16 protein-coding genes and 1 pseudogene are annotated in these 19,709 nt (G+C 75.6%); 4 read left to right on the top strand and 13 right to left on the bottom strand.

Features of this window, described 5'->3' with window-relative positions:
• Positions 1 to 6 precede the first annotated feature (6 nt).
• A pseudogene (locus QMQ26_RS22480) lies at positions 7 to 528 on the bottom strand (M48 metallopeptidase family protein); the annotation flags it as partial.
• A gap of 455 nt (positions 529 to 983) precedes the next feature.
• Between QMQ26_RS22480 and QMQ26_RS22475 the strand changes: the two are divergent.
• Positions 984 to 2,093 carry a hypothetical protein gene (locus QMQ26_RS22475; protein ID WP_100836439.1) on the top strand — a complete coding sequence of 370 codons (1,110 nt, stop codon included), beginning with the start codon at positions 984 to 986 and terminating at the stop codon, positions 2,091 to 2,093.
• A 295-nt stretch (positions 2,094 to 2,388) separates the two neighbouring features.
• Complete coding sequence (locus QMQ26_RS22470) at positions 2,389 to 3,783, top strand: ABC1 kinase family protein (RefSeq protein ID WP_282202494.1); 1,395 nt, start codon at positions 2,389 to 2,391, stop codon at positions 3,781 to 3,783.
• Positions 3,784 to 3,882: 99 nt separating this feature from the next.
• On the opposite strand, the gene QMQ26_RS22465 is transcribed toward QMQ26_RS22470, so the two are convergent.
• From QMQ26_RS22465 to QMQ26_RS22445, 5 genes are all read right to left on the bottom strand, one after another.
• Positions 3,883 to 4,953 (bottom strand): aminoglycoside phosphotransferase family protein, encoded by a 1,071-nt coding sequence (locus tag QMQ26_RS22465; RefSeq protein WP_282202493.1) that lies wholly within the window; start codon positions 4,951 to 4,953, stop codon positions 3,883 to 3,885.
• A 225-nt stretch (positions 4,954 to 5,178) separates the two neighbouring features.
• Positions 5,179 to 5,424 (bottom strand): hypothetical protein, encoded by a 246-nt coding sequence (locus QMQ26_RS22460; protein ID WP_030459980.1) that lies wholly within the window; start codon positions 5,422 to 5,424, stop codon positions 5,179 to 5,181.
• Positions 5,425 to 5,588: 164 nt separating this feature from the next.
• Positions 5,589 to 5,957, bottom strand: a complete 369-nt coding sequence (locus QMQ26_RS22455; RefSeq protein WP_100836442.1) for a WhiB family transcriptional regulator — start codon at positions 5,955 to 5,957, stop codon at positions 5,589 to 5,591.
• 170 nt (positions 5,958 to 6,127) lie between these two features.
• A complete protein-coding gene (locus tag QMQ26_RS22450) occupies positions 6,128 to 6,544 on the bottom strand; it encodes a hypothetical protein (RefSeq protein WP_282202492.1) in 417 nt (138 codons plus the stop codon).
• 159 nt (positions 6,545 to 6,703) lie between these two features.
• On the bottom strand, positions 6,704 to 8,980 hold the full coding sequence (locus QMQ26_RS22445; protein WP_404813938.1) for an ATP-dependent DNA helicase UvrD2: 2,277 nt from the start codon (positions 8,978 to 8,980) through the stop codon (positions 6,704 to 6,706).
• Between the two features lie 167 nt (positions 8,981 to 9,147).
• Between QMQ26_RS22445 and QMQ26_RS22440 the strand changes: the two genes are divergently transcribed.
• On the top strand, positions 9,148 to 9,399 hold the full coding sequence (locus tag QMQ26_RS22440; protein WP_282202491.1) for a mycoredoxin: 252 nt from the start codon (positions 9,148 to 9,150) through the stop codon (positions 9,397 to 9,399).
• Between the two features lie 208 nt (positions 9,400 to 9,607).
• On the opposite strand, the gene QMQ26_RS22435 is transcribed toward QMQ26_RS22440, so the two are convergent.
• The 6 genes from QMQ26_RS22435 to QMQ26_RS22410 all read right to left on the bottom strand — a co-directional run bounded on the left by QMQ26_RS22435 (position 9,608) and on the right by QMQ26_RS22410 (position 17,392).
• Positions 9,608 to 10,396 (bottom strand): GntR family transcriptional regulator, encoded by a 789-nt coding sequence (locus QMQ26_RS22435; protein ID WP_100836446.1) that lies wholly within the window; start codon positions 10,394 to 10,396, stop codon positions 9,608 to 9,610.
• A gap of 215 nt (positions 10,397 to 10,611) precedes the next feature.
• The gene (gene nudC, locus QMQ26_RS22430) at positions 10,612 to 11,553 is read right to left on the bottom strand and encodes an NAD(+) diphosphatase (protein ID WP_100836447.1); all 942 of its coding nucleotides are present in this window, start codon (positions 11,551 to 11,553) and stop codon (positions 10,612 to 10,614) included.
• Positions 11,554 to 11,614: 61 nt separating this feature from the next.
• Positions 11,615 to 13,012, bottom strand: a complete 1,398-nt coding sequence (locus tag QMQ26_RS22425; protein WP_282202490.1) for a dipeptidase — start codon at positions 13,010 to 13,012, stop codon at positions 11,615 to 11,617.
• A 162-nt stretch (positions 13,013 to 13,174) separates the two neighbouring features.
• Positions 13,175 to 16,003 carry an FtsX-like permease family protein gene (locus QMQ26_RS22420; RefSeq protein ID WP_282202489.1) on the bottom strand — a complete coding sequence of 943 codons (2,829 nt, stop codon included), beginning with the start codon at positions 16,001 to 16,003 and terminating at the stop codon, positions 13,175 to 13,177.
• Entirely contained in the window at positions 16,000 to 16,764 is a 765-nt protein-coding gene (locus QMQ26_RS22415) for an ABC transporter ATP-binding protein (protein ID WP_100836450.1), read from the bottom strand. The genes QMQ26_RS22420 and QMQ26_RS22415 overlap by 4 nt, the downstream gene beginning before the upstream one ends.
• 16 nt (positions 16,765 to 16,780) lie before the next feature.
• Positions 16,781 to 17,392: a PadR family transcriptional regulator gene (locus tag QMQ26_RS22410; protein ID WP_100836451.1), complete on the bottom strand. Its 612-nt coding sequence runs from the start codon at positions 17,390 to 17,392 to the stop codon at positions 16,781 to 16,783.
• A gap of 77 nt (positions 17,393 to 17,469) precedes the next feature.
• Between QMQ26_RS22410 and QMQ26_RS22405 the strand changes: the two genes are divergently transcribed.
• Complete coding sequence (locus tag QMQ26_RS22405; protein WP_100838510.1) at positions 17,470 to 18,378, top strand: endonuclease/exonuclease/phosphatase family protein; 909 nt, start codon at positions 17,470 to 17,472, stop codon at positions 18,376 to 18,378.
• 14 nt (positions 18,379 to 18,392) lie between these two features.
• Here the strand turns inward: QMQ26_RS22405 and QMQ26_RS22400 are convergent, their stop codons facing one another.
• On the bottom strand, positions 18,393 to 19,595 hold the full coding sequence (locus QMQ26_RS22400; RefSeq protein ID WP_282202488.1) for a PP2C family protein-serine/threonine phosphatase: 1,203 nt from the start codon (positions 19,593 to 19,595) through the stop codon (positions 18,393 to 18,395).
• Positions 19,596 to 19,709 lie beyond the last annotated feature (114 nt).

The raw sequence follows: 19,709 nt of genomic DNA, 5'->3' as shown, positions 1-19,709 counted from the left end.
GGGACGTCAGGTGAGGTGGGCGGGCGGGACGTGCGGCAGCCGGGCGGCGGAGGCGACGCCCTCCAGGTAGCCGCGGGCGCGTTCGGTGCGCGGGTAGGCGTCCAGCAGGGCCCAGAACCGGGGGCCGTGGTCGGGGACCAGCAGGTGCGCGAGCTCGTGCAGCAGGACGTAGTCGACCACGTACTCGGGCATGCCCTGGAGGCGGTGGGAGAGCCGGATGGTGCGCTCGCTGGGGGTGCAGGAGCCCCAGCGGGAGTTCTGGTTGGTGACCCAGCGGACCTGCTCCGGGACGGCGCGACCGGCCAAGTAGAGCCGCGAGAGCTCGCGGGCGCGGGACTGCAGCGCCTCGTCGCCGAGCATCCGGCGGCTCTCCTGCGCGGCCAGCTTGTCGAGCATCTGGGCCACCCAGCGCTGCTCCTCGGCGTGCGACATCCGGGCCGGGATCAGCACCACGGTGCGGTCGCCCTCGCGGTAGGCGGAGACGGTGCGGCTGCGGCGGGCGCTGCGGCGGACCTCGACCTTGCCGCGGTCGGGGCCGCCGCGCTCCTGGCCGGTGCGGTCGGGGCCGGTGCGGTCGGGGCCGCCGTGGTCGACGCCGCCGCGGTCGGTCGCGCGGGTCGGGTCGGGGGTGTGCTCGCGTTCGGATGTGCACTCACGATCGGCCCCGGCGCTGGCATGCGCACCGGGCGCCGCGACCGTCGGACCGGAGGCTGCCCGGGCACGCCGATGCGACGCCGACCGATGGGAGTCCCGTTCGGCTGCCATGGCACAGGACGTTACCCGCTCCCCGTGACAGAAGTCCGGCAGCGGGACGGCGCGGCCCACGGGTCCACCCGGGTGCGTTGTCCACAGGCGGTGCGCGGCGATGAACCGATCGTCACACCGGGGCTGTGGACAACGGATTTCCGCCGGTCCGGACGGGCGGGCAAGCTGCGGTCACCGGCGATCCCGACGCCGGGGTCCCGACCGTGGGAGGTACCCGCATGCGCCCCGTGATCAAGCCCGCCCTGTCCCGGCTCTGGCGGGAGAAGCAGACCCTGCAGTTCGGCACCGTACGGCGGCACGCCCGGCTGATCGAGGGCGTCGACCGCAAGCTGGCCGGCTTCCTGGAGCTGATCGACGGCAGCCGGGACGGCCCCGCGCTGATCGCCGCCGGGCAGCGGCTCGGGCTGAGCGCCGAGTACTGCCGGGCGGTGCTCGACTCGCTCGGCCGCAGCGAGCTGCTGGACGACGCCCAGGCCCTGCGGGACGTGCTGGAGCTGTACCCACCCGCCCGGCGCGACCTGCTCGGCCCCGAGCTGGCCTCGCTCTCCCTGGTGCACCCCGCGCCGGGCGAGGCCGCCGCCGTGCTGCACGGCCGGGTCCGGGCCCGGGTCGAGGTGCGCGGCGCCGGGCGGGTCGGGGCCGCCGTCGGGGCCGCGCTGGCGGCCGGCGGGATCGGCGAGGTCGCGGTGCTGGACCGCGGCCGGGTCGCCGCCCGGGACTGCCTGCCCGGCGGCCTGCCACCGGGCGACATCGGGCGGCTGCGCTCCACCGCCGCCCGCGAGCTGGTGCACCGCGTCACCGGCGCCCCGGTCGGCGAGCGCTACCGGCGCCCGCCCGCCGCTCCCCCGCCGCCCACGCTGGTGGTGCTCGCCCCGCGGGACGGCTCCGCCGCGTACACCGGGGCCGCGGTGGACGCCCAGGAGCTGATGCGGGCCGGCGTCCCGCACCTGTACACCGGGGTGCTCGAACACCTCGGCGTGGTCGGCCCGCTGGTCGTCCCCGGCGCCTCCGCCTGCGGCAGCTGCGCGACCCTGGCCCGGCGCGACGAGGACGAGGCGTGGCCCCGGCTGCTGGCCCAGCTGATCGACGAGGGCCCCGGCCGGGCCCGCGTCCCGGCCTGCGACGGCGCGGTCGCGGCCTCGGTCGCGGGGCTCGCCGCGCTGCACGCCCAGCTGTACCTGGACGGGGTGCTGCCGCCGAGCGTGGACGGCTGGTGCGAGCTGTCCGCCGCCGACGGCATGGTCCGGCGGCTGCGGCTGCGCAGCCACCCGGACTGCGGTTGCCTCTGGCAGTCCGCCACACCGGGGCGAACGGGCACAATGGCCTAGGACGAGCCCTGGGGCCCGTCCGGCAGCCCGCAGACCCGATCCGTCGCCACCCGTCCCGGTGCACCGCTTCCGGAGGCCGGGCGGGCGGCGGCCGTCGGGGCCGGAGCCGCCGGGCGGGTCCGGGAGCGGCGCTGTACCGACCGCCGGCGGGGCGCCGGTCGGTCCGGAGGATCAGGAGGTCCGGTGAGCGATCTACCGCGCAAGGCAAGGACCGGCCCGGCCCGGCCGGTCGCCCACCCGCGCGCCGGGGCGGCTCCGGCCACCGCCGGCCGCACCGTCCGGACGGAGGCGGCGGATGTCTGACATGCCGCGCAAGGCGGTCTCCCGGACGGCCCGGCTGGCGGCCCTGCCGCTGAGCTTCGCCGGGCGGGCCACCCTCGGCCTGGGCAAGCGCCTGGGCGGACGGCCCGCGGAGGAGGTGGCGGCCGAGCTCCAGGCCCAGACCGCGGAGCAGCTCTTCGCCACCCTCGGCAAGCTGAAGGGCGGTGCGATGAAGTTCGGGCAGGCCATGTCGGTCTTCGAGTCCGCCCTCCCGGAGGACGTCGCGGGCCCCTACCGGGCCGCGCTCACCAAGCTCCAGGAGTCCGCCCCGGCGATGCCGACCCGCACCGTGCACGCGGTGCTGGCCGCCGACCTCGGGGAGGACTGGGCCGACGGCTTCCGCTCCTTCTCCGACCAGCCGTCCGCCGCCGCCTCGATCGGCCAGGTGCACCGCGCCGTCTGGAAGGACGGGCGGGACGTCGCGGTCAAGATCCAGTACCCGGGCGCGGGCGACGCCCTGCTCAGCGACCTGAGCCAGCTCTCCCGGGTGGCCCGGATGCTGGGTCCGCTGATCCCGGGCGTGGACATCAAGCCGCTGATCGCCGAGCTGCGCGAGCGGGTCACCGAGGAGCTGGACTACGGGCTGGAGGCGGAGTCCCAGCAGTTGCACGCCCGGGAGTTCGCCGGGGACGCCGACATCGTGGTGCCCCGGGTGGTGGCCCAGTCCGGGCGGGTGCTGGTCACCGAGTGGCTGGAGGGCAAGCCGCTCTCCCAGGTCGTCTCGGACGGCACCCGGGCCGAGCGCGACCGGGCCGGGCAGCTGCTCGCCCGCTTCCTGTTCGCCGGCCCGAGCCGCACCGGCCTGCTGCACGCCGACCCGCACCCCGGCAACTTCCGGCTGGTCAAGACCGGCCGCACCGCCGCGAGTTGGAAGCTGGGCGTGCTCGACTTCGGCACCGTCGACCGCCTCCCCGGCGGCCTGCCCCGCACGATCGGCACCTCCCTGCGGCTGGCCCTGGCCGGGGACGCCGGGGCGGTGTACGACCTGCTCAGGCAGGAGAACTTCGTCCGTCCCGGCATCTCGCTCGACCCGGACGCGGTGCTCGACTACCTGCTCCCGATCATCGAGCCCACCCGCGCCGAGCAGTTCACCTTCAGCCGCCCGTGGATGCGCACCCAGGCCGCCCGGATCGCCGACCCGCGCTCCCCCGCCTACAACCTCGGCAAGCAGCTCAACCTCCCGCCCTCCTACCTGCTGATCCACCGCGTCACCCTCTCCACCATCGGCGTCCTGTGCCAGCTCGGCGCCACCGTCCGCCTGCACGAGGAACTGCTCCGCTGGCTGCCCGGCTTCGCCGGACCGGGGAACGAGCCGAAGACCGGGCCGGAAGCCGGGCCGGAGCCGGGGCCGGGGCCGGAAGCCGACTGAGCCGGGACCCGGACACCCGCGCCTCCGGAGGCCCCGAGGCGCGGGTGTCCGGGCCCCGGCCGAGGCTCGCGGGCGGCGGGCTCGCGGCCCCGCGGGCGGTCAGGCCCGTTCGGCGGGGAGTGGGGTGGCGGTGGGCCAGGCGGTGCGGGCGCGGGCGGCCAGGGTGGCGCAGAAGCGGCCGAAGACCGGGAGGGCGGTGTCGGCGTCGGCGAGTTCGGCGACCACCCGCAGGCGGTGCAGGAGGCGGCGGCGGGCGGTGGCGTTGCCCCAGGTCCAGTCGCCGTGGTGGAGGCGGGACAGGTGGTCGGCGGTGCCGCGTTCGGCCTTGGGGACGAGGGCGTCGCCGCGCAGCAGCCAGCCGGCGCAGGCGTCGGCGAGTTCGGCGGGGGTGGCGGCCTCGGTGCCGGTGGCCGCCCGCCAGGCGGTGCGGTAGGCGGCCTCGGCCTCGGCCAGCACGGCGGCGGGCGGGGCGGTGGAGCACCAGCAGGTGGGGAAGCCGATCCGCAGGTAGGCGAACTCGACGGCGCCCGGGCCGAGCGCGGACTGCTCGAAGTCGACGAACCGGACGCCGTCGGCGGTGTGCAGGTCGTTGCCGGGGCAGGGGTCGCCGTGCAGCAGCGCGTGCCGGACGGGGGTGGCGGAGAGCCGGTCGAGCAGCGCCTCGGCCTCGGCGCGGGCGCCGGGCGGGGCCGGGACGTCGAGGATTCGGGCCAGGGCGATGAAGCAGCCGAGGTCGCGCCCGGTCGGGCCGGTCCAGGCGGGCAGGTCGGTGGCGGGGGCCGTCCCGGCGAGGTCCTGGAGGTCGGCGGGGGCGCTGGCGTGCAGCCCGGCCAGCGCGGTGGCGTACTCGCGCTGCCAGTCGGGGCCCGGGGTGCGGTCCTCCAGGCGTTCCAGCACCAGCAGGCGGGCGGCCGGGTCGGCGCCGAGCAGGGCGGGCGCCACCGGGGGGCCGGGTCGGCCGGGCCGGGCGGCGAGGGAGAGCCCGGCCGCCTCGCGGGCGTAACGGCCGTCGGCCCCGGGCGAGTCGACCAACTGCTTGACCACCACGGGGCGGCCGGAGAGCTCGGCCCGCCAGACCCGGGAGCGCGGGCTGCTGACCAGGCGGCGGACCTTGCGCGGCGGGCCGAGTTCGGCGCGCAGCCGCTCGCCGAGCGGGAGGGAGGACCACATGGGGGCCATCCTTGCACGACCTGTTCGGGTGGCGAACAGCAGTACGGAACCCTGGAGTTGGACGCCCGACACCCGGGCCCGACGGAGGCCCTGGGAGCCGCAGAAGTCCTGGATTCAGCGGGAACGCGCCGACGGCCGGCTCCCCGGGGCGGGGAGCCGGCCGTCGGCGTTCAGGGGTCGGTCACCGGCGGGGCCTCGCGGCCGACCGGCGGGGTGGAGCATCCGTCACATCAGGGCGACGGCGAGGGCCTTGCGGGCGCGCAGCGAGGCACGTTCGGCCCGGCGGCGCAGCCGCGCCGCGCGCAGCACCCGCAGGCCGAGGCGTTGCTCCTCGGCCTCGTGGAGGCGTTGCTGCATATGCGCGCGCGCCAGGGATTCTTGGAGGAGATTCATCTCGAGGGTCCTGTTCTGGATCTGAAGTTCGGTGGTCTGCTCGGAGCGGACGGTCGGATCGATGCCGGCGGGGTTCATGTGGTGGTCCTGCTCGTGGTGCGTGGTCGGGAAGGGACGGGTCAGTTCTGCGTCGGCCTTGGCGGCCGCGATGCGTACCGAGTGGCGCAGAGCGGTGTCCAGCGGGGGCTGCTCTCCCCTGCGGACGGCTCCGGTGCCGCTGCGGTCGGCCCTGGCTGCGGGGTTCACGCCATGACCTCGGTCTTGCGCGGACGGCCACGCGGGCGCTTCCGGGCGACGACGACGCCCTGCACGAAGAGCTCGCCGCCCCAGACGCCCCAGGGCTCGCGGCGCTCCAGGGCACCGGTGAGGCAGGCGGCCTTGACGGGGCAGGTGCCACACAGCGACTTGGCGTACTCGACGTCCGCGGGGGTCTCCGCGAAGAAGACCTCCGGGTCGAAGGCCCGGCACGGGATGGGGAGCCCGAGCGAGTCAGCCTCGTCGATGGCGGTGAGCTGCATGAGTGTTACCTCCGGGGGGTGGGCCTGGTCGGCCTTGACGGTCTTGTCGGTCGGTACGGACGGGAGGGGCGGCGGTGTGATGACCGTGGACACTGTGGGCGTCTTCCTCGTCTTCGATGTGGGTCCGGCCGTTCCGTGGTGCGGAGCGGTCCGGAGGCCCCGGGGGGCCTGGGTGGTCTTGCGTACCGGACAAAACAGAAGGGCCGCGGAACCCGGTTGCTGGGTTTCCGCGGCCCTGGAGGCACCGCCCGTGACTGGTTCAGTCAGGGTCGTTCGCTCCAGGGTCCAGGCCCGCGAAAAGCCTGCTTCCGGCCGGCCTCGGCGCCGCGGACGGCGGCTTCGGCCAGGGAGATCTGCTGGTCCTGCTTGTTGCTTCCGGCACCGATGACTGCGGCATAGCGCCCATGCAGGGCCTCTGCCACTACCGCCTTCGGTGCCTTGGTCGGTCGCTCGTCGGACAGCGAAATGCCGCCGCCGAACGTCGCCCAGTCACGGGAGGGACCTGCCTCGACACGGGTGGCCACAGCATTGCCGAGATCACTGACAAGGCAGTGCTCGGACAGCAGGACTCCGGCGTCGCCGCCGGCCGTGCCGAGACCCAGACCCGAAGCGCTGACGCGCGAGGGCATGGCGAGGGTGGTCATCAGGTCGGTCACTTTGGTGATCATCTTGGTCTCCACTGAACTCGCCTCCTCTCGGCGTCTCGCGGTGCCCGGTCGCCCGGGCTCCGATATCTGGTTGATGGTCAGTGCACGCAGAAACAGGCCCTCTGCGAGCTTCGCGGCCTCGTCCCCTTGACCGCTCCGGCAGGCTATTGCGCCGTCCATGCGGCGCGCAAACTATTTTTCCGGCGAGTTCTCAGCCTGGTTCCCGGCTTCGCCCTCGGACGGGGCGGGCTCCGGTTCGCGGTCGGTCTCCCCCACCGGCTCCGGACTCTCCCCCGCACACAACAAGAGCACGTCGGAGCCGTACTTGTCCAGCTTCATGGCGCCCACTCCGGAGATCCGGGACAGCTCCGCGAGGCTGCCCGGCACGTCCTCCGCGATGGCCGTCAGGGTGGCGTCGGTGAACACCACGTAGGCCGGGGCGCCCTGCTCCTTGGCCTTGACCGAGCGCCACTCGCGCAGCCGCTCGTAGAGCGCCTCGTCCATCGTGGACGGGCAGCCCTCGCAGCGGCGGAGCTTGCGCTCGACGGCGTCGGTCAGGGTGCGCTCGCAGACCCGGCACTTGACCGGGCCGCGCGCCCGGCGCGCGGCGGAGCGCTCCGCGCCCGGCTCGACGCCCCCGCGCCCGCCCCGGGCGCGCGCGCCGGGGCCGGCGGAGCCGGGGCGCAGGCCGTCCAGGAAGCGGGTGGGCTTGCGGGAGGCGCGGCCGCCCGGGGAGCGGGAGAGCGACCAGGAGAGGGTCAGGAAGCGGCGGGCCCGGGTGACGCCGACGTAGAGCAGCCGGCGCTCCTCCTCGACCTGCTCGTCGGTCTTGGCGTAGATGATCGGCAGCGTGCCCTCGCTCAGGCCGACCAGGAACACCGCGTCCCACTCCAGGCCCTTGGCGGCGTGCAGCGAGGCGAGCGTGACGCCCTCGACGGCGGGGGCGTGCTGGGCGGCGGCCCGGGCGTCCAGCTCGGCGACGTAGGCGGCGAGGTCGGCCGGGGCCCCGGCGGACCGGCGGGCGGCCTCGAACTCCTCGGCGAGGCGGACCAGCGCGTTCAGCGACTCCCAGCGCTCGCGGACGGCGCCGGAGCCGGCCGGCGGGGCGGCCGCGAAGCCGCGGGTGGCGAGCACCGCGCGGACCTGGGCGGCGAGGTCGGGCGCGCCGGAGGTCAGCGGGTCGTCGGCGGCCCGGGCGGCGCCCTTGAGCAGCACGCCGGCCTCGCGGACCTCGGGGCGTTCGAAGAACCGCTCGGCGCCCTTGAGCTGGTAGGCGATGCCGAGGTCGGCGAGGGCCTGCTCGTACACCTCGGACTGGCCGTTGGTGCGGAACAGCACGGCGACCTCGCTGGCCCGGACGCCGGTGCCGAGCAGGTCGCGGATCAGGCGGGCGGTGGACTCGGCCTCGGTCGGCTCGTCCGGGTACTCGCGGTAGACCGGCTCGGGGCCGGCCTCGCGCTGGGAGACCAGCTCCAGCCGGTGCTGGGCGGCCTGGCCGCGGGCCTGCGCGAGCAGCCCGTTGGCCAGGTGGACCACCTGCGGGGTGGAGCGGTAGTCCCGGACCAGCTTGACCACGGTGGCCTCGGGGTGCCGGTGCCGGAAGTTCAGCAGGTGGTCGGGGGTGGCGCCGGTGAAGGAGTAGATGGTCTGGCTGGCGTCGCCCACGACGCAGAGGCTGGCGCCGCCGTCGGAGCCCGTCCACTGCTCCAGCAGGCGCTGCTGGAGCGGGGAGACGTCCTGGTACTCGTCGACGGTGAAGTGCCGGTACTGGGAGCGGACCTGGTCGGCGATCTCCGGCCGGTCCTCCAGGACGGCGGCGGTGAGCAGCAGCACGTCTTCGAAGTCGATCAGGCGGCGCTGCTGCTTGGCGTGCTCGTAGGCGGCGTAGACCCGGGCGATCTCCGCCGGGTCGCGCGGGGCCTCGCGGCCGGACTTGGCGAGGGCGGCCGGGTAGTCGTCGGGGACGACCTGGGTGACCTTGGCCCACTCGACCTCGGCGGTCAGGTCGCGCAGTTCGGTGCGCTGGACGCGCAGGCCGCTGCGGCCGGCCGCCTCGGCGACCAGCTGGACCTTGCGCTCCAGCAGCCGGGGGAACTCGCCGCCGATGGCCCGCGGCCAGAAGTACTGGAGCTGGCGCAGGGCGGCCGAGTGGAAGGTGCGGGCCTGCACGCCGTCGGCGCCGAGCTGGCGCAGCCGGCCGCGCATCTCGCCGGCCGCGCGGGCGGTGAAGGTGACGGCGAGGACCTGCGCGGGGTGGTAGACGCCGCTGCGCACGCCGTAGGCGATCCGGTGGGTGATGGCGCGGGTCTTGCCGGTGCCGGCGCCGGCCAGCACGCAGACCGGGCCGTGCAGGGCGGTGGCCACGGCGCGCTGCTCGGGGTCGAGCCCGGCCAGCACCGCGTCCGCCCCGGCGGGGGCGTGGCCGTACTGCGAGTGGGGGCCGTCGAGCCCGAGGAGGTCTTCCTGCATGCCCCCATCCTCGCAGGCGGGCCGGACAGTTCGGACGGGGTTGTCCACAGGCGGTCCGAGGTGGTCGGATCGTCACACCGCTACCCGCCCGGAATGGGCCGGGGCCGCCGGGCGTTGCACCGGGCGGCCGTCCGGCCACCGTCCGTCGACCGAAGGAGTCCCTCGCCATGTCCGGCACCGTCACGATGTACAGCACGACCTGGTGCGGCTACTGCAACCGCCTCAAGAGCCAGCTGGACCGCGAGGGCATCGCCTACACCGAGGTCAACATCGAGCAGGACCCGGCCTCGGCGTCCTACGTGGAGTCGGTGAACAACGGCAACCAGACGGTGCCGACGGTCGTGGTGGTCTCCGCCTCCGGCGAGCAGAGCGTGATGACCAACCCGAGCCTGCGGCAGGTCCAGTCCGCGTTGGTCTGATCGAATTCGGTCCCGATCCGGTCATTACCGGTCCAATACCGGTCGCCGGCGGTCTAATTCCGGCTGAATGTCCACCGGGGCCCGGTCGAATTCCGCCGGAGGTCCGACCGGTACTGATCGGAATTCCGGCCCCGGCGGCCGGAACGGCGCGGGCCGGCATTCCGCCGCGGCGCGGCGGGCGGCCGGACCGGGGCGCCCGGCCGCCGGTTCAGCCGCCCGCCGCGGCGTCGCCGAGCTCGTAGAGCAGCCGGGCCCGGTCGGCCGCGTAGCGGGTCTCCACCACCCGGATCGGGCCGCGCCGGTCGCTGCTGATCCGGGTGTTGACCAGCAGCGGCACGCCCGGGCCGAGGCCGAACCAGGCGGCCTCGGCCGGGTCGGGCATCCGGGCGGTGAGGTGGTCGGTGGCGGAGGTCTCGGTCCGGCCGAGCTGCGCCAGTATCCGCTCGTCGCCGCCGGGGACGGGCCGGTCCTGCATCAGCGGGGTGCCGGCGGCCAGCCCGGCCCGGTAGTGGCTCTCCTCGATGGCGTAGGGCTCCCGGTCGACCCGGCAGAGCTGACGGCGCATCATCACGGTGTCCTCGGGGCGCAGTCCGAGCCAGGCGGCGACGTCCCGGCGGGCCCGGACGGCGGCCACCTCGAAGTCCACGGTGAGCTGCCGTCCGGCGGCGGCGGCCTCGGCGGCGTACACCTCGCCGCTGGGGGTGAGCGGTTCGCGGCGGGCCTGCCGGGGCGGGCGGGCGTGCACCCGGTGGTCGTGCCGGGAGGGCTCGCGCAGGTAGGTGCCCTTGCCCTGGACGCGCACCACCCGGCCCTCGTTGACCAGCACGTCCACGGCCAGCCGGACGGTGTTGCGGGCCACCCCGTACTGCGCCTCCAGCTCGGTCTCGACCGGGAGGCGGCCGCCGCCCTCCCACTCGCCGGACTCGATGCGCCGGCGCAGGTCGGTGGCGAGCTGCTGGTACTTGGGCGCGGGGGCGGCGCGGCGGTGGATCGTCACGCGAGTGAATGTAGCCAGTGGGCTCGCGCGGTTTCAGCGGAATGCGACAACCGTGCCGGGGAACGGAGTTCGGGAAACCCCGCCGGAACGTTCCGGGTGCGCCCGAACCATTCCGGCCGACCGCCCGCGGCCCCCCGGCGGACGCACGACGGGGGCGTACGGATCTCTCCGTACGCCCCCGTCGGGCGGGAAGCACCGGCGCCGGGCGCCGGGCGTCACCAGCGGGCGGCCGCCGGCAGCGGTTCGCCGTACCAGAGTTCGACCAGGTACCGGGCGATCGAGATGCCGGACGGCGGCAGGATCTCCCCGGCGGCCATCCCGGCCCGCAGTTCCTCCCGGGTGAACCAGCGGGCCTCGGACAGCTCCTCGCCGTCCACGGTGATCCCGGTGCCCCCGGGCAGCGCCCGGCCGAGGAAGCCGAGCATCAGGCTGGACGGGAACGGCCAGGGCTGGCTGGCCACGTACGCGACCTCGCCGACCCGGACCCCGGCCTCCTCCAGCACCTCGCGGACCACCGCCTGCTCGATCGACTCGCCGGGCTCGACGAACCCGGCCAGCGTGGACCAGCGGCCCTCCGGCCAGAGCGCCTGGCGGCCCAGCAGGCAGCGGTCCTCGGGGTCGGTGATCAGCATGATCACCGCCGGGTCGGTGCGCGGGTAGTGCTCGGCCGCGCAGGAGGTGCAGCGGCGCAGGTGGCCGGCCCCGGCCTTCTCGGTGCGGTGGCCGCAGCGGGAGCAGAAGGAGTGCAGCCGGTGCCAGTGCTCCAGGGCGACGGCGTGCACCAGCAGCCCGGAGTCCCGGTCGGAGAGGGCGCTGCCGACCTCGCGCAGGCCGGCCGGGCGGGCGTCGCCGTCGAGCCGGCCGGGCAGCGACTCGCAGTCCAGCGCGAAGTAGTGGGTGCCGTCCTCGTCGGTGCCCAGGAAGTACCGATCGCCGGTCACCGGGGCCTCGAAGGAGGGCAGCAGCACCAGTTCGGTGCGGTCCGCGGTGTCGACCACGAACGCCTCGCCGCCGGCGATCGGCAGCACCCGGGTGCTGGGGTGGCTCCAGGCCGCGGCCAGCCACGGCTCGTCCAGCCGGCGGTGCGCCGCCCGGTCCACCCCGGCCCGGGCCAGCGCGAGGTGCTTGGTGTCGGGTGCGCTGCTCAACTCGTCCATCCCCGTTCGCTTCGCTTCAGTACGGCAGGTGCGGCAGGTGCGGCAGGTGCGGGGCGCGTCGTCACGGTCGGAAGTTCTCCGCGAGGTCGCCCCACAGGTGGGCGGAGGTCTCGACGCCCTTGCGCAGCAGGTCGAGCTCCACCTTCTCGTTGATCGAGTGCCAGCCGTCCGAGGGGACCGAGATGCCGAGGAAGAGCACCGGCGCTCCCAGCACGTCCTGGAGGTCGGCGGCCGGGCCGGAGCCCCCCTCGCGGGTGAACAGGATCTTCTGCTCGAAGGCCCGCTCCATCGCCCGGACGGTGGACCGGAGCGCCGGGTGGTCCAGCGGCGTCAGGCAGGGGCGGGTCGCGCCGGGGAAGACGATCTCGTACCGGATTCCCGTCGGGACCCGCTCGGAAACCCAGGCCGCGACGGACTCCCGGACCTTCTCCACCTCCTGCCCGGCGACCAGCCGGAAGGACAGCTTCAGGTGCGCCTCGGCCGGGACGATGGTCTTGCCGCCGGGGCCGGTGTAGCCGCCCCAGATGCCGTTGACCTCGGCGGTCGGCCGGGCCCAGACCCGCTCCAGGGTGGTGTAGCCGGCCTCGCCCAGGGTGCCGTGCGACTTGGCGACCTCCAGCCACCGCTGCTCGTCGAAGGGCAGTTCGGCGAAGAGCGCCCGCTCCTGGTCGGTGAGTTCGACGACGCCGTCGTAGAAGCCGGGCACCGCGACCCTGCGGTCGGCGTCGTGCAGGCCGGCGGCGAGTTCGGCGGCCACCGCGGCCGGGTTGGGGACGGCGCCGCCGAAGGAGCCGGAGTGGATGTCGCTGTCCGGGCCGTACAGGTCGATCTGGCAGTCGGCCAGGCCGCGCATGCCGGTGCAGACGGTCGGGGTGGTCTCGGACCACATCCCGGTGTCGGAGATGATCACCACGTCGGCGGCCAGCCGCTCGGCCTCGCGGCGCACCAGGGCGGCGAAGTTCGGCGAGCCGGACTCCTCCTCGCCCTCGACCAGCAGCTTGAGGTTGACCGCGGGCGCGGTGCGGCCGGTGGCGGCCAGGTGGGCGCGCACGCCCAGGGTGTGGAAGAAGACCTGGCCCTTGTCGTCGGCGGCGCCGCGCGCGTACAGCCGGCGGCCGACCACGGTGGGCTCGAACGGGTCGGTGTCCCAGCCGTCCTCGCGGGCGGCGGGCTGCACGTCGTGGTGGCCGTAGACCAGCACGGTCGGCGCGCCCTCCTCGCCGGAGGGCCACTCGGCGAACACCGCCGGCAGCCCGTCCGTCTCCCACACCTCGGCGACCGGGAAACCGGTCGCCCGCAGCTTCTCGGCCAGCCACTCGGCGGAGCGGCGGACCTCGCCCGCCCGGTCCGGGTCGGCGGAGACCGAGGGGATGCGCAGCCAGTCGGCGAGGTCGGCCAGGAAGGCGTCCTCGTGCCGGTCGATGTAGGAGCGGACGGCGCTGTCCGGGGTTTTCGTCATACGGACGACTTTAGTTCGCCCGGACGGGTGCGTGCCCACGGCCTCCCCCGGCCGTGAGCACGGTCACCCGCCCCGGTCCCCGCACCGCGGCCCCCGCCGCGGTCCGCCCGGCCCCACCGCGGCCCCCGCCGCGGCCCCGGGGCCGGTCCCCCCGCGCCCGGCTCACCCGGCCCGGCGGGTCAGTCCGATCCGGGAGCGGGTGAGCACCGCGGCCAGCAGCACCGCGACCAGCGGCAGGCCGATCAGCAGCCCGGCCAGGTTCGCCCACGGGACCGCGATGACCGGGTCCTCGTGGCCGGCCGGCACGCCGTTGACCCAGACCGTCGAGTTGCGGGCCTCCAGCAGCCGCAGGGCCAGGGCCGGGACGGCGCCGCAGACCAGGCCGAGCACCGCTCCCATCGCGGCGATCACCCCGCACTGGAAGCCGGACAGCCGCCGCCGGATGCCGCCGGACGCGCCGACCGCGGCCAGCGTGGCCAGGTCCTGCTGGGAGTCGGCGGCGGCCAGGCCGGTGGCGATGCCGGCCGCACCGAGGGCGACCAGGCCGGCGAAGCCGGTCAGGCCGAGGGTCAGCACGTCGGTCTCGGGCTTGAAGCCCTGCTCGACGGTCAGGTAGGCGTTGCCGTCGAGCTTGGCGAGGTCGGCGGTGGCCTTCTGGACGCTCTTGTCGGACAGCGTCCCGGCGGGCTTCCACAGCGAGCCGGCCCCGCGCACGCCCAGTCCGGCCTTCTGCGCGGCCTGCGGGCTCAGCACCGTCACCGCGAACGGGACGGAGGCGTGCACCTCCACCGCGTCGACGGCGACGTCCCGCTGCTTGCCCTGGTAGTCCCCGGCGTCGGTCTGCGCCTGGGTGGGCTGCTCCTCGGCGCGCAGGTACAGCTTGCCGTCGGTGACGAAGCCGGGCCGGAAGACCAGGGCCTTGCCCGCGGCCAGCGCCTGTTCGGCGGCCGGGTCGTGCACGTCGAGCAGGTTGTGCAGCAGGGCGGCGTCGCCGACCAGGGTGTCGCCGAAGAAGCTGGTCGGGTACTCGGGCAGGCCGCGCTCGACGGCGCACCGGGGGTCGTCCTGGTACGCGCGGGCCTTGTCCGGGTCCTGGACGTCGTCGGCCGGGCAGCGCTTGTCCGGCGGCTTCACGGCCCGGACGTAGCCGCACAGGTAGCCGGTCGTGCAGTCGCCGGGCAGCGCGGTCATCTCCTGCACGTCGGCGCGCCGGCCGAGCCCGTCCAGGTGGGTCTCCACCGACTGGAGCAGCATCGGGAAGCGGCCGGGGTCGTCGGCCGGTCCGGAGGGCTGGTAGAGCGCGACCGCGCCGGACGGCAGGGTGGGCCGGTAGTCCTGGCGCTGCTTCTCGACGTCGCTGGCGTGGTAGATGCCGACCGCGACGGCGCCGGCCACGGCGGCCATCACGGCGGCCACGGCGGGCGCGGTGCGGCCGCGGTGGCGCACCGAGTCGCGCAGCGCGAGCCGGGGGCTGAGCGGCAGGTGGCGGCCGAGCCGCCCGAACAGGCCGATCAGCACCGGGGTGCACAGCAGCATGCCGAGTTCGGCGATCACCGAGCCGCCGAGCAGGCCGGCCACGACGGCGGTGTTGCCGATCGCGCAGAGCAGGGCCAGCGCGGTGCCGCCGGCCACCATCACCGCGCCGATCACGGCGACGGTCCGGTTGGCGGGCTTGCTGTCGCCGCGGCCGGTGAGGGCGGCGATGACGTCCTGCCGGGACGCCTGGACGGCGGGGACCACGGCCGCGAGCAGGCCGGTGACCAGGCCGATCAGGGCGACGCCGAGCAGGTCGAGGGGCTGCACGTCGAGGTGGCCGAAGCGCTGTCCGGCCAGGTGTTCGAGCTGTCCGCGGAACAGGCCGACCAGGCCCACGCCGCCCAGCAGGCCGAGCACGGCGCCGCCGCTGCCCAGCACCGCGCCGCCGGCCAGCACCACCGCCCGGACGTGCGCGCGGTCGCCGCCGCCGGCCGCGAGCAGGCCGAGCTGGCGGCGCGAGCGGCGGGCGCCGACCGCGAACGCCGGTCCGGCCAGCAGCACGATCTCCAGCAGCGCCATGCCGGGCACCATGGCGGCGATCGCCAGCGCGGTCTTGCTCACGGCCGAGGAGGAGGACTGCTCGGCCGCGTAGTAGGGCACCTCGGAGCGGGCCGGCGGGTCCAGCAGGACGGCCCGGGAGACCACCGTGAAGCCGTGGTCGTTGAGTTCCCGCACCTTGGACCAGTCCACCCGGGCCCCGGCGGGCAGCTTGACCAGCCAGCTGCTGCCGTTGCGCACCCGGCCGCTGTCGGCGACCGCCGGATCGGCCTGCGCCATCGGGGCGAACACCGCGCCGGGGCGGCCGTACAGCATGTTCCGGTCCAGGTAGTGCGGGTCCTCGACGACGGCGGTGATGGTGTACGGCGTGGAGTCCAGGCCGTGGATCGCGGTGCGGTCGCCGACCCGCAGGTCGGAGCGGTCCAGGAAGCCCCGGGTGGCGGCGATCTGGTCGGGCCGGGTGGGGGCGGCGCCGGCCACCACGTTCAGCTTGCCCCGCCACACCGGGTCGGTCAGGTCGGCCTCGTCGAGGGTGACCTGCATCCGCCCTTCCCTGGTGGTGGTCGTGGTGCCGGTGTCGTTGTCGGTCGGCACCAGCACCGCGCCGGGCAGCAGTTCGGTGAGCAGCCGCGCGGGGTCGGTGTCGGCGCTGCGCTTCTGCGCGGCGGTCTGCGGCCGGTCCTGGTCGGGCACCTGGCTGACGGTGTTCTCGCCCGGGGGGTCCTGGAGGATGCTGCCGCCGCGCTGCGACATGGTGACGTACGCCTGGGCGGTGCCCATCTGCCGGGCGGCCTTCTCGGCCGGTTCGAGCTGGGCGCTGCGGGCGATCACGTCCACGCCGGCCACGCCGAGCACCGGCAGCGCGATCATCGCCAGCACCAGGGCGCTGCGGCCCTTGGCGCGGGCGGCGTCGCGGCGGGCGATCCGCAGGGCGGCGCGCCAGGCGGTCAGCTTCACCGCTGTCCGTCCTTCCGCGCGTTGGTGGCGGCGGTGACCAGCAGGCTGCCGGCGTCCTGCCGGGCGGTCTCGTCGACCAGCAGGCCGTCGCGCAGGAACACCACCCGGTCCGCCCAGGCGGCGTGCCGGGCCTCGTGGGTGACCATCATCGCGGCGGCGCCGGCGTCGCAGCGGGCGCGCAGCACGGCGAGCACGGACTCGCCGGTGGTGGAGTCCAGCGCGCCGGTGGGCTCGTCGGCGAGCACCAGGCGGCGGTCGCCGATCAGGGCGCGGGCGATGGCGACGCGCTGCTGCTGGCCGCCGGACATGTCGTCGGGGAAGCGGTCGGCGAGCTCGGCGATGCCGAGCTCCTCGAGCGCGGTGAGCGCCTCCCGGCGGGCGGCGCGGGCGGAGACCCCGTCCAGTTCCCGGGGCAGCGCGATGTTCTCGGCGGCGGTGAGCGCGGGGATCAGGTTGTAGTCCTGGAACACGTAGCCCACCGAGCGGCGGCGGACGGCGGCCAGCTTCCTGCGGTCCAGGTCGCCCAGGACGGTGCCCTCGACGACCACCCGGCCGCCGGTGGGGCTGTCCAGGCCGCCGGCCAGGGTCAGCAGGGTGGACTTGCCGGAGCCGGAGGGGCCCATCACGGCGACCAGTTCGCCGGGGTAGACCCGCAGGTCGACGGCGCGCAGCGCGTGCACCTGGGCCGCGCCCTGGCCGTGCGTCCGGCTGACCTGGTCGAGGTGCAGCACGGGCTCGGCCGGCTTGAGTTGTTCGGTCATCACTCCCCCAGGAGGTTCAGATGCGGCCGCGGTCGCGGCTCTTGGCGGCGCGCCGGGCGGGCGGCGCGGCGGCGGGTTCGGACGGGGCGGCGGCGCGTTCGGCGTGCTGGGCGAGCCGGGACTCGCAGTGGTCCAGCCAGCGGATCTCCGCCTCGGTCTGGAAGATCAGCTGCTCCAGCACCAGCAGCCAGGCCAGGTCCTTGCCGGAGCCGTCGTCCGCGGCCAGCGCCCGGCCCTTGAGCCGGGTGTAGTCCTGGAGCGCCTGCATGCTGTGCCGGCGCTGGCCGTGCACGACCGCGGCCACGTCCACGCCGGGGATGGTCACCGCCATCGCCAGCTTGATCGCCAGTTCGTCGCGCGGCGGGTTGGTGCGCGGCACCGGGGTGTCGAACCACCGGCGCAGTTCCGCGCGTCCCTCGTCGGTGACGGAGTAGAACTGGTGGCCCTCGTCGTCCTCGCCGGCGGCCTCCACCAGCCCGTCGCGCTCCAGGCGGCCCAGCGTGGTGTACACCTGGCCGACGTTGAGCGGCCAGGTCGCCCCGGTGCGGGCCTCGAACTCGGATCTCAGCTGGTAGCCGTAGCGCGGGCCCTGGTCGAGCAGGGCGAGCAGGCCGTGACGGATCGACATACCGAGTATGTATACCCGGTATGCCCGCCACCCTCAAGCCGCCGGGCCGTTCACCCGGGCCCGGTACGGTCGACGGCGTGACCACACTGCGGATCGCCACGTACAACCTGCTGCACGGCCAACCGCTCGCCCCCGACGGCAGCCCGGCGCCCCGGCCCGCCGATCCGGGCGGCCCGCTGGCCGAGGCCGTCGCCTCGCTCGACGCCGACGTGCTCGCCCTCCAGGAGGTCGACCGCCACCAGGAGCGCTCCGGCCTGGTCGACCAGGCGGCCGTCGCCGCGAAGGCGATGGGCGCCGCGGACTGGCGCTTCGCCGCCGCGCTGCACGGCGTCCCCGCCCCCTCGGCGGGCTGGGTGCCCGACCCGGAGCGGCCCGGCCTGGCCGTCTACGGGCCCGCCGACCTGGCCGACACCGCCCGGCCCTCGTACGGCACCGCACTGCTCACCCGGCTGCCGGTGCTGCACTGGCGGGCCCGCCGGTTCGCGCCCGCGCCCTTCGGCCTGCCGCTGCGGGTGGCCGGGCGGCGCGGGCTGACGCCCGTCCCGGACGAGCCGCGGGCGGCGCTGGCGGCGGTGCTGGCCGGGCCGGGCGGGGAGTTCACCGTGGTGGCGGCGCACCTGTCGTTCGTGCCGGGGTGGAACGTCGGGCAGCTGGCCGCGATCCGGCGCTGGATCGCCGACCTGCCGCAGCCCTACCTGGTGCTCGGCGACTTCAACCTGATCGGCGCGGTGCCGCGCACCGTGCTCGGCTCGGCGCACGCGATCCAGCGCACGGCGCGGCGCGAGCGCGTCCGCACCGCGCGGCGCACCCGGCTGCAGGGCTGGTACGACCTGGCCCGCACGCCGACCTACCCCGCGCACCGGCCGACCGTCCAGTTCGACCACATCCTGGGCATCGGCGTTCCGCGCAACACCGTCGGCTCGGTCTCGGCGCCCCGCACCGGGGTCTCCGACCACCGGCCGCTGGTGGTCGAGGTCGAGGTCTGATCAGCGCCCGGGGGTCAGGCGTCGGCCCCGGTGCCCACCGCGGCCCCCGGGTCCCGGGGGGCCGCCTGGGCGGGCAGCGCCACGGGGTCGAACTGGAGCAGCAGCATCGCCGCGTCGTCGCCGAGCTTGTGGCCGACGTGCCGGACCACGTCGTCGTGCAGGCGCTGCAGGACGTCGCCGGGGCCGTCGTCGGCGAGCAGCGGGAGCCGGTCGGTGAGCGGGTAGAAGGCGCCGCCGTGGTCCCGCGCCTCGATGACGCCGTCGGTGTAGAGCAGCAGGCGGTCGCCGGACCGGAGCTCGACCGGTTGCAGCGGCGGGCAGACGTCCTCGGGGTCGAGCACGCCCAGCGGGGGGACGGTCTCGTCGGCGGCCAGCAGGTGCGGCGGCTCCTCGCCGCGGAGCAGGACCGGCGGCGGGTGGCCGCAGTTGGCGATCTCCAGGACGCCGTCGGGGCGGACGCCGACCAGCACCAGGGTGACGAACTCCTCCTCGACGCCGGGGTGGTCGTTCTCGTGCAGGGCCCGGTCCAGGCTGACGGCCAGCCAGCCGGCCACCCGCTCCAGCGCGGGCTCCTGGTGGGCGGCCTCGCGGAACGCGCCGAGCACGGCGGCGGCGGTCTCGACGGCGGCCAGCCCCTTGCCGCGCACGTCGCCCATCACGGCGCGCACGCCGTGCCGGGTGTTGACCACCTCGTACAGGTCGCCGCCGATCGAGGCGTGCGCCGCGGCGGCGGCGTAGCGGACGGCGGCGCGGACCGGCCCGACCCGGTCGGGGACCGGGCGCAGCAGCACCCGGCGGGCGACCTCGGCGACCAACTGGGCCTCGGCGAGCGCGAGTTCCTGCCGCAGCCGGAGGGTGGCGCTGAGGTGGCCGATGCCGGCGATGACGATGATCGCGGCGACGGTGGCGGTGTGCACGGACTGGCCGAGGATGCCGTGGTACCAGGCCGTGCCGAAGGCGCACGCCTCGGCCAGGGCGCCGGTCAGCAGCGGGTACCACGTCCGGCGGGAGACGACGGCGGCGAGGGCGGGGACGGCGGTCAGGGCGGGCTCGACGCTGACCCGGCTGGCGGTCAGCAGGTCGAGGGAGAGGATCAGCAGCATGCCGATCAGCGGCAGGGCGTGCGAGGTCTTGGGCCAGGTCCCGGTGACGGTGCCCGGTACCGGGCCTGGGGTGGGGCCGTGGAGGACGTCCCTGATCCATCCGGTCGCGCTCAACGTCGGTCTCTCCAGCGGAAGGTGCGGGTGCTGCTCGGCACCTGCGGGTCTGACGGGAGGTCAGGGGGTCGGGAGCCCTGACGGCGGCCGGAGTACGAGGGATGACCGGTTACC

This window comes from Kitasatospora fiedleri, assembly GCF_948472415.1.
GTDB lineage: Bacteria > Actinomycetota > Actinomycetes > Streptomycetales > Streptomycetaceae > Kitasatospora > Kitasatospora fiedleri.
Note: the sequence above shows the minus strand (reverse complement) of the source record. Positions and strands in the feature narration are given on the sequence as shown.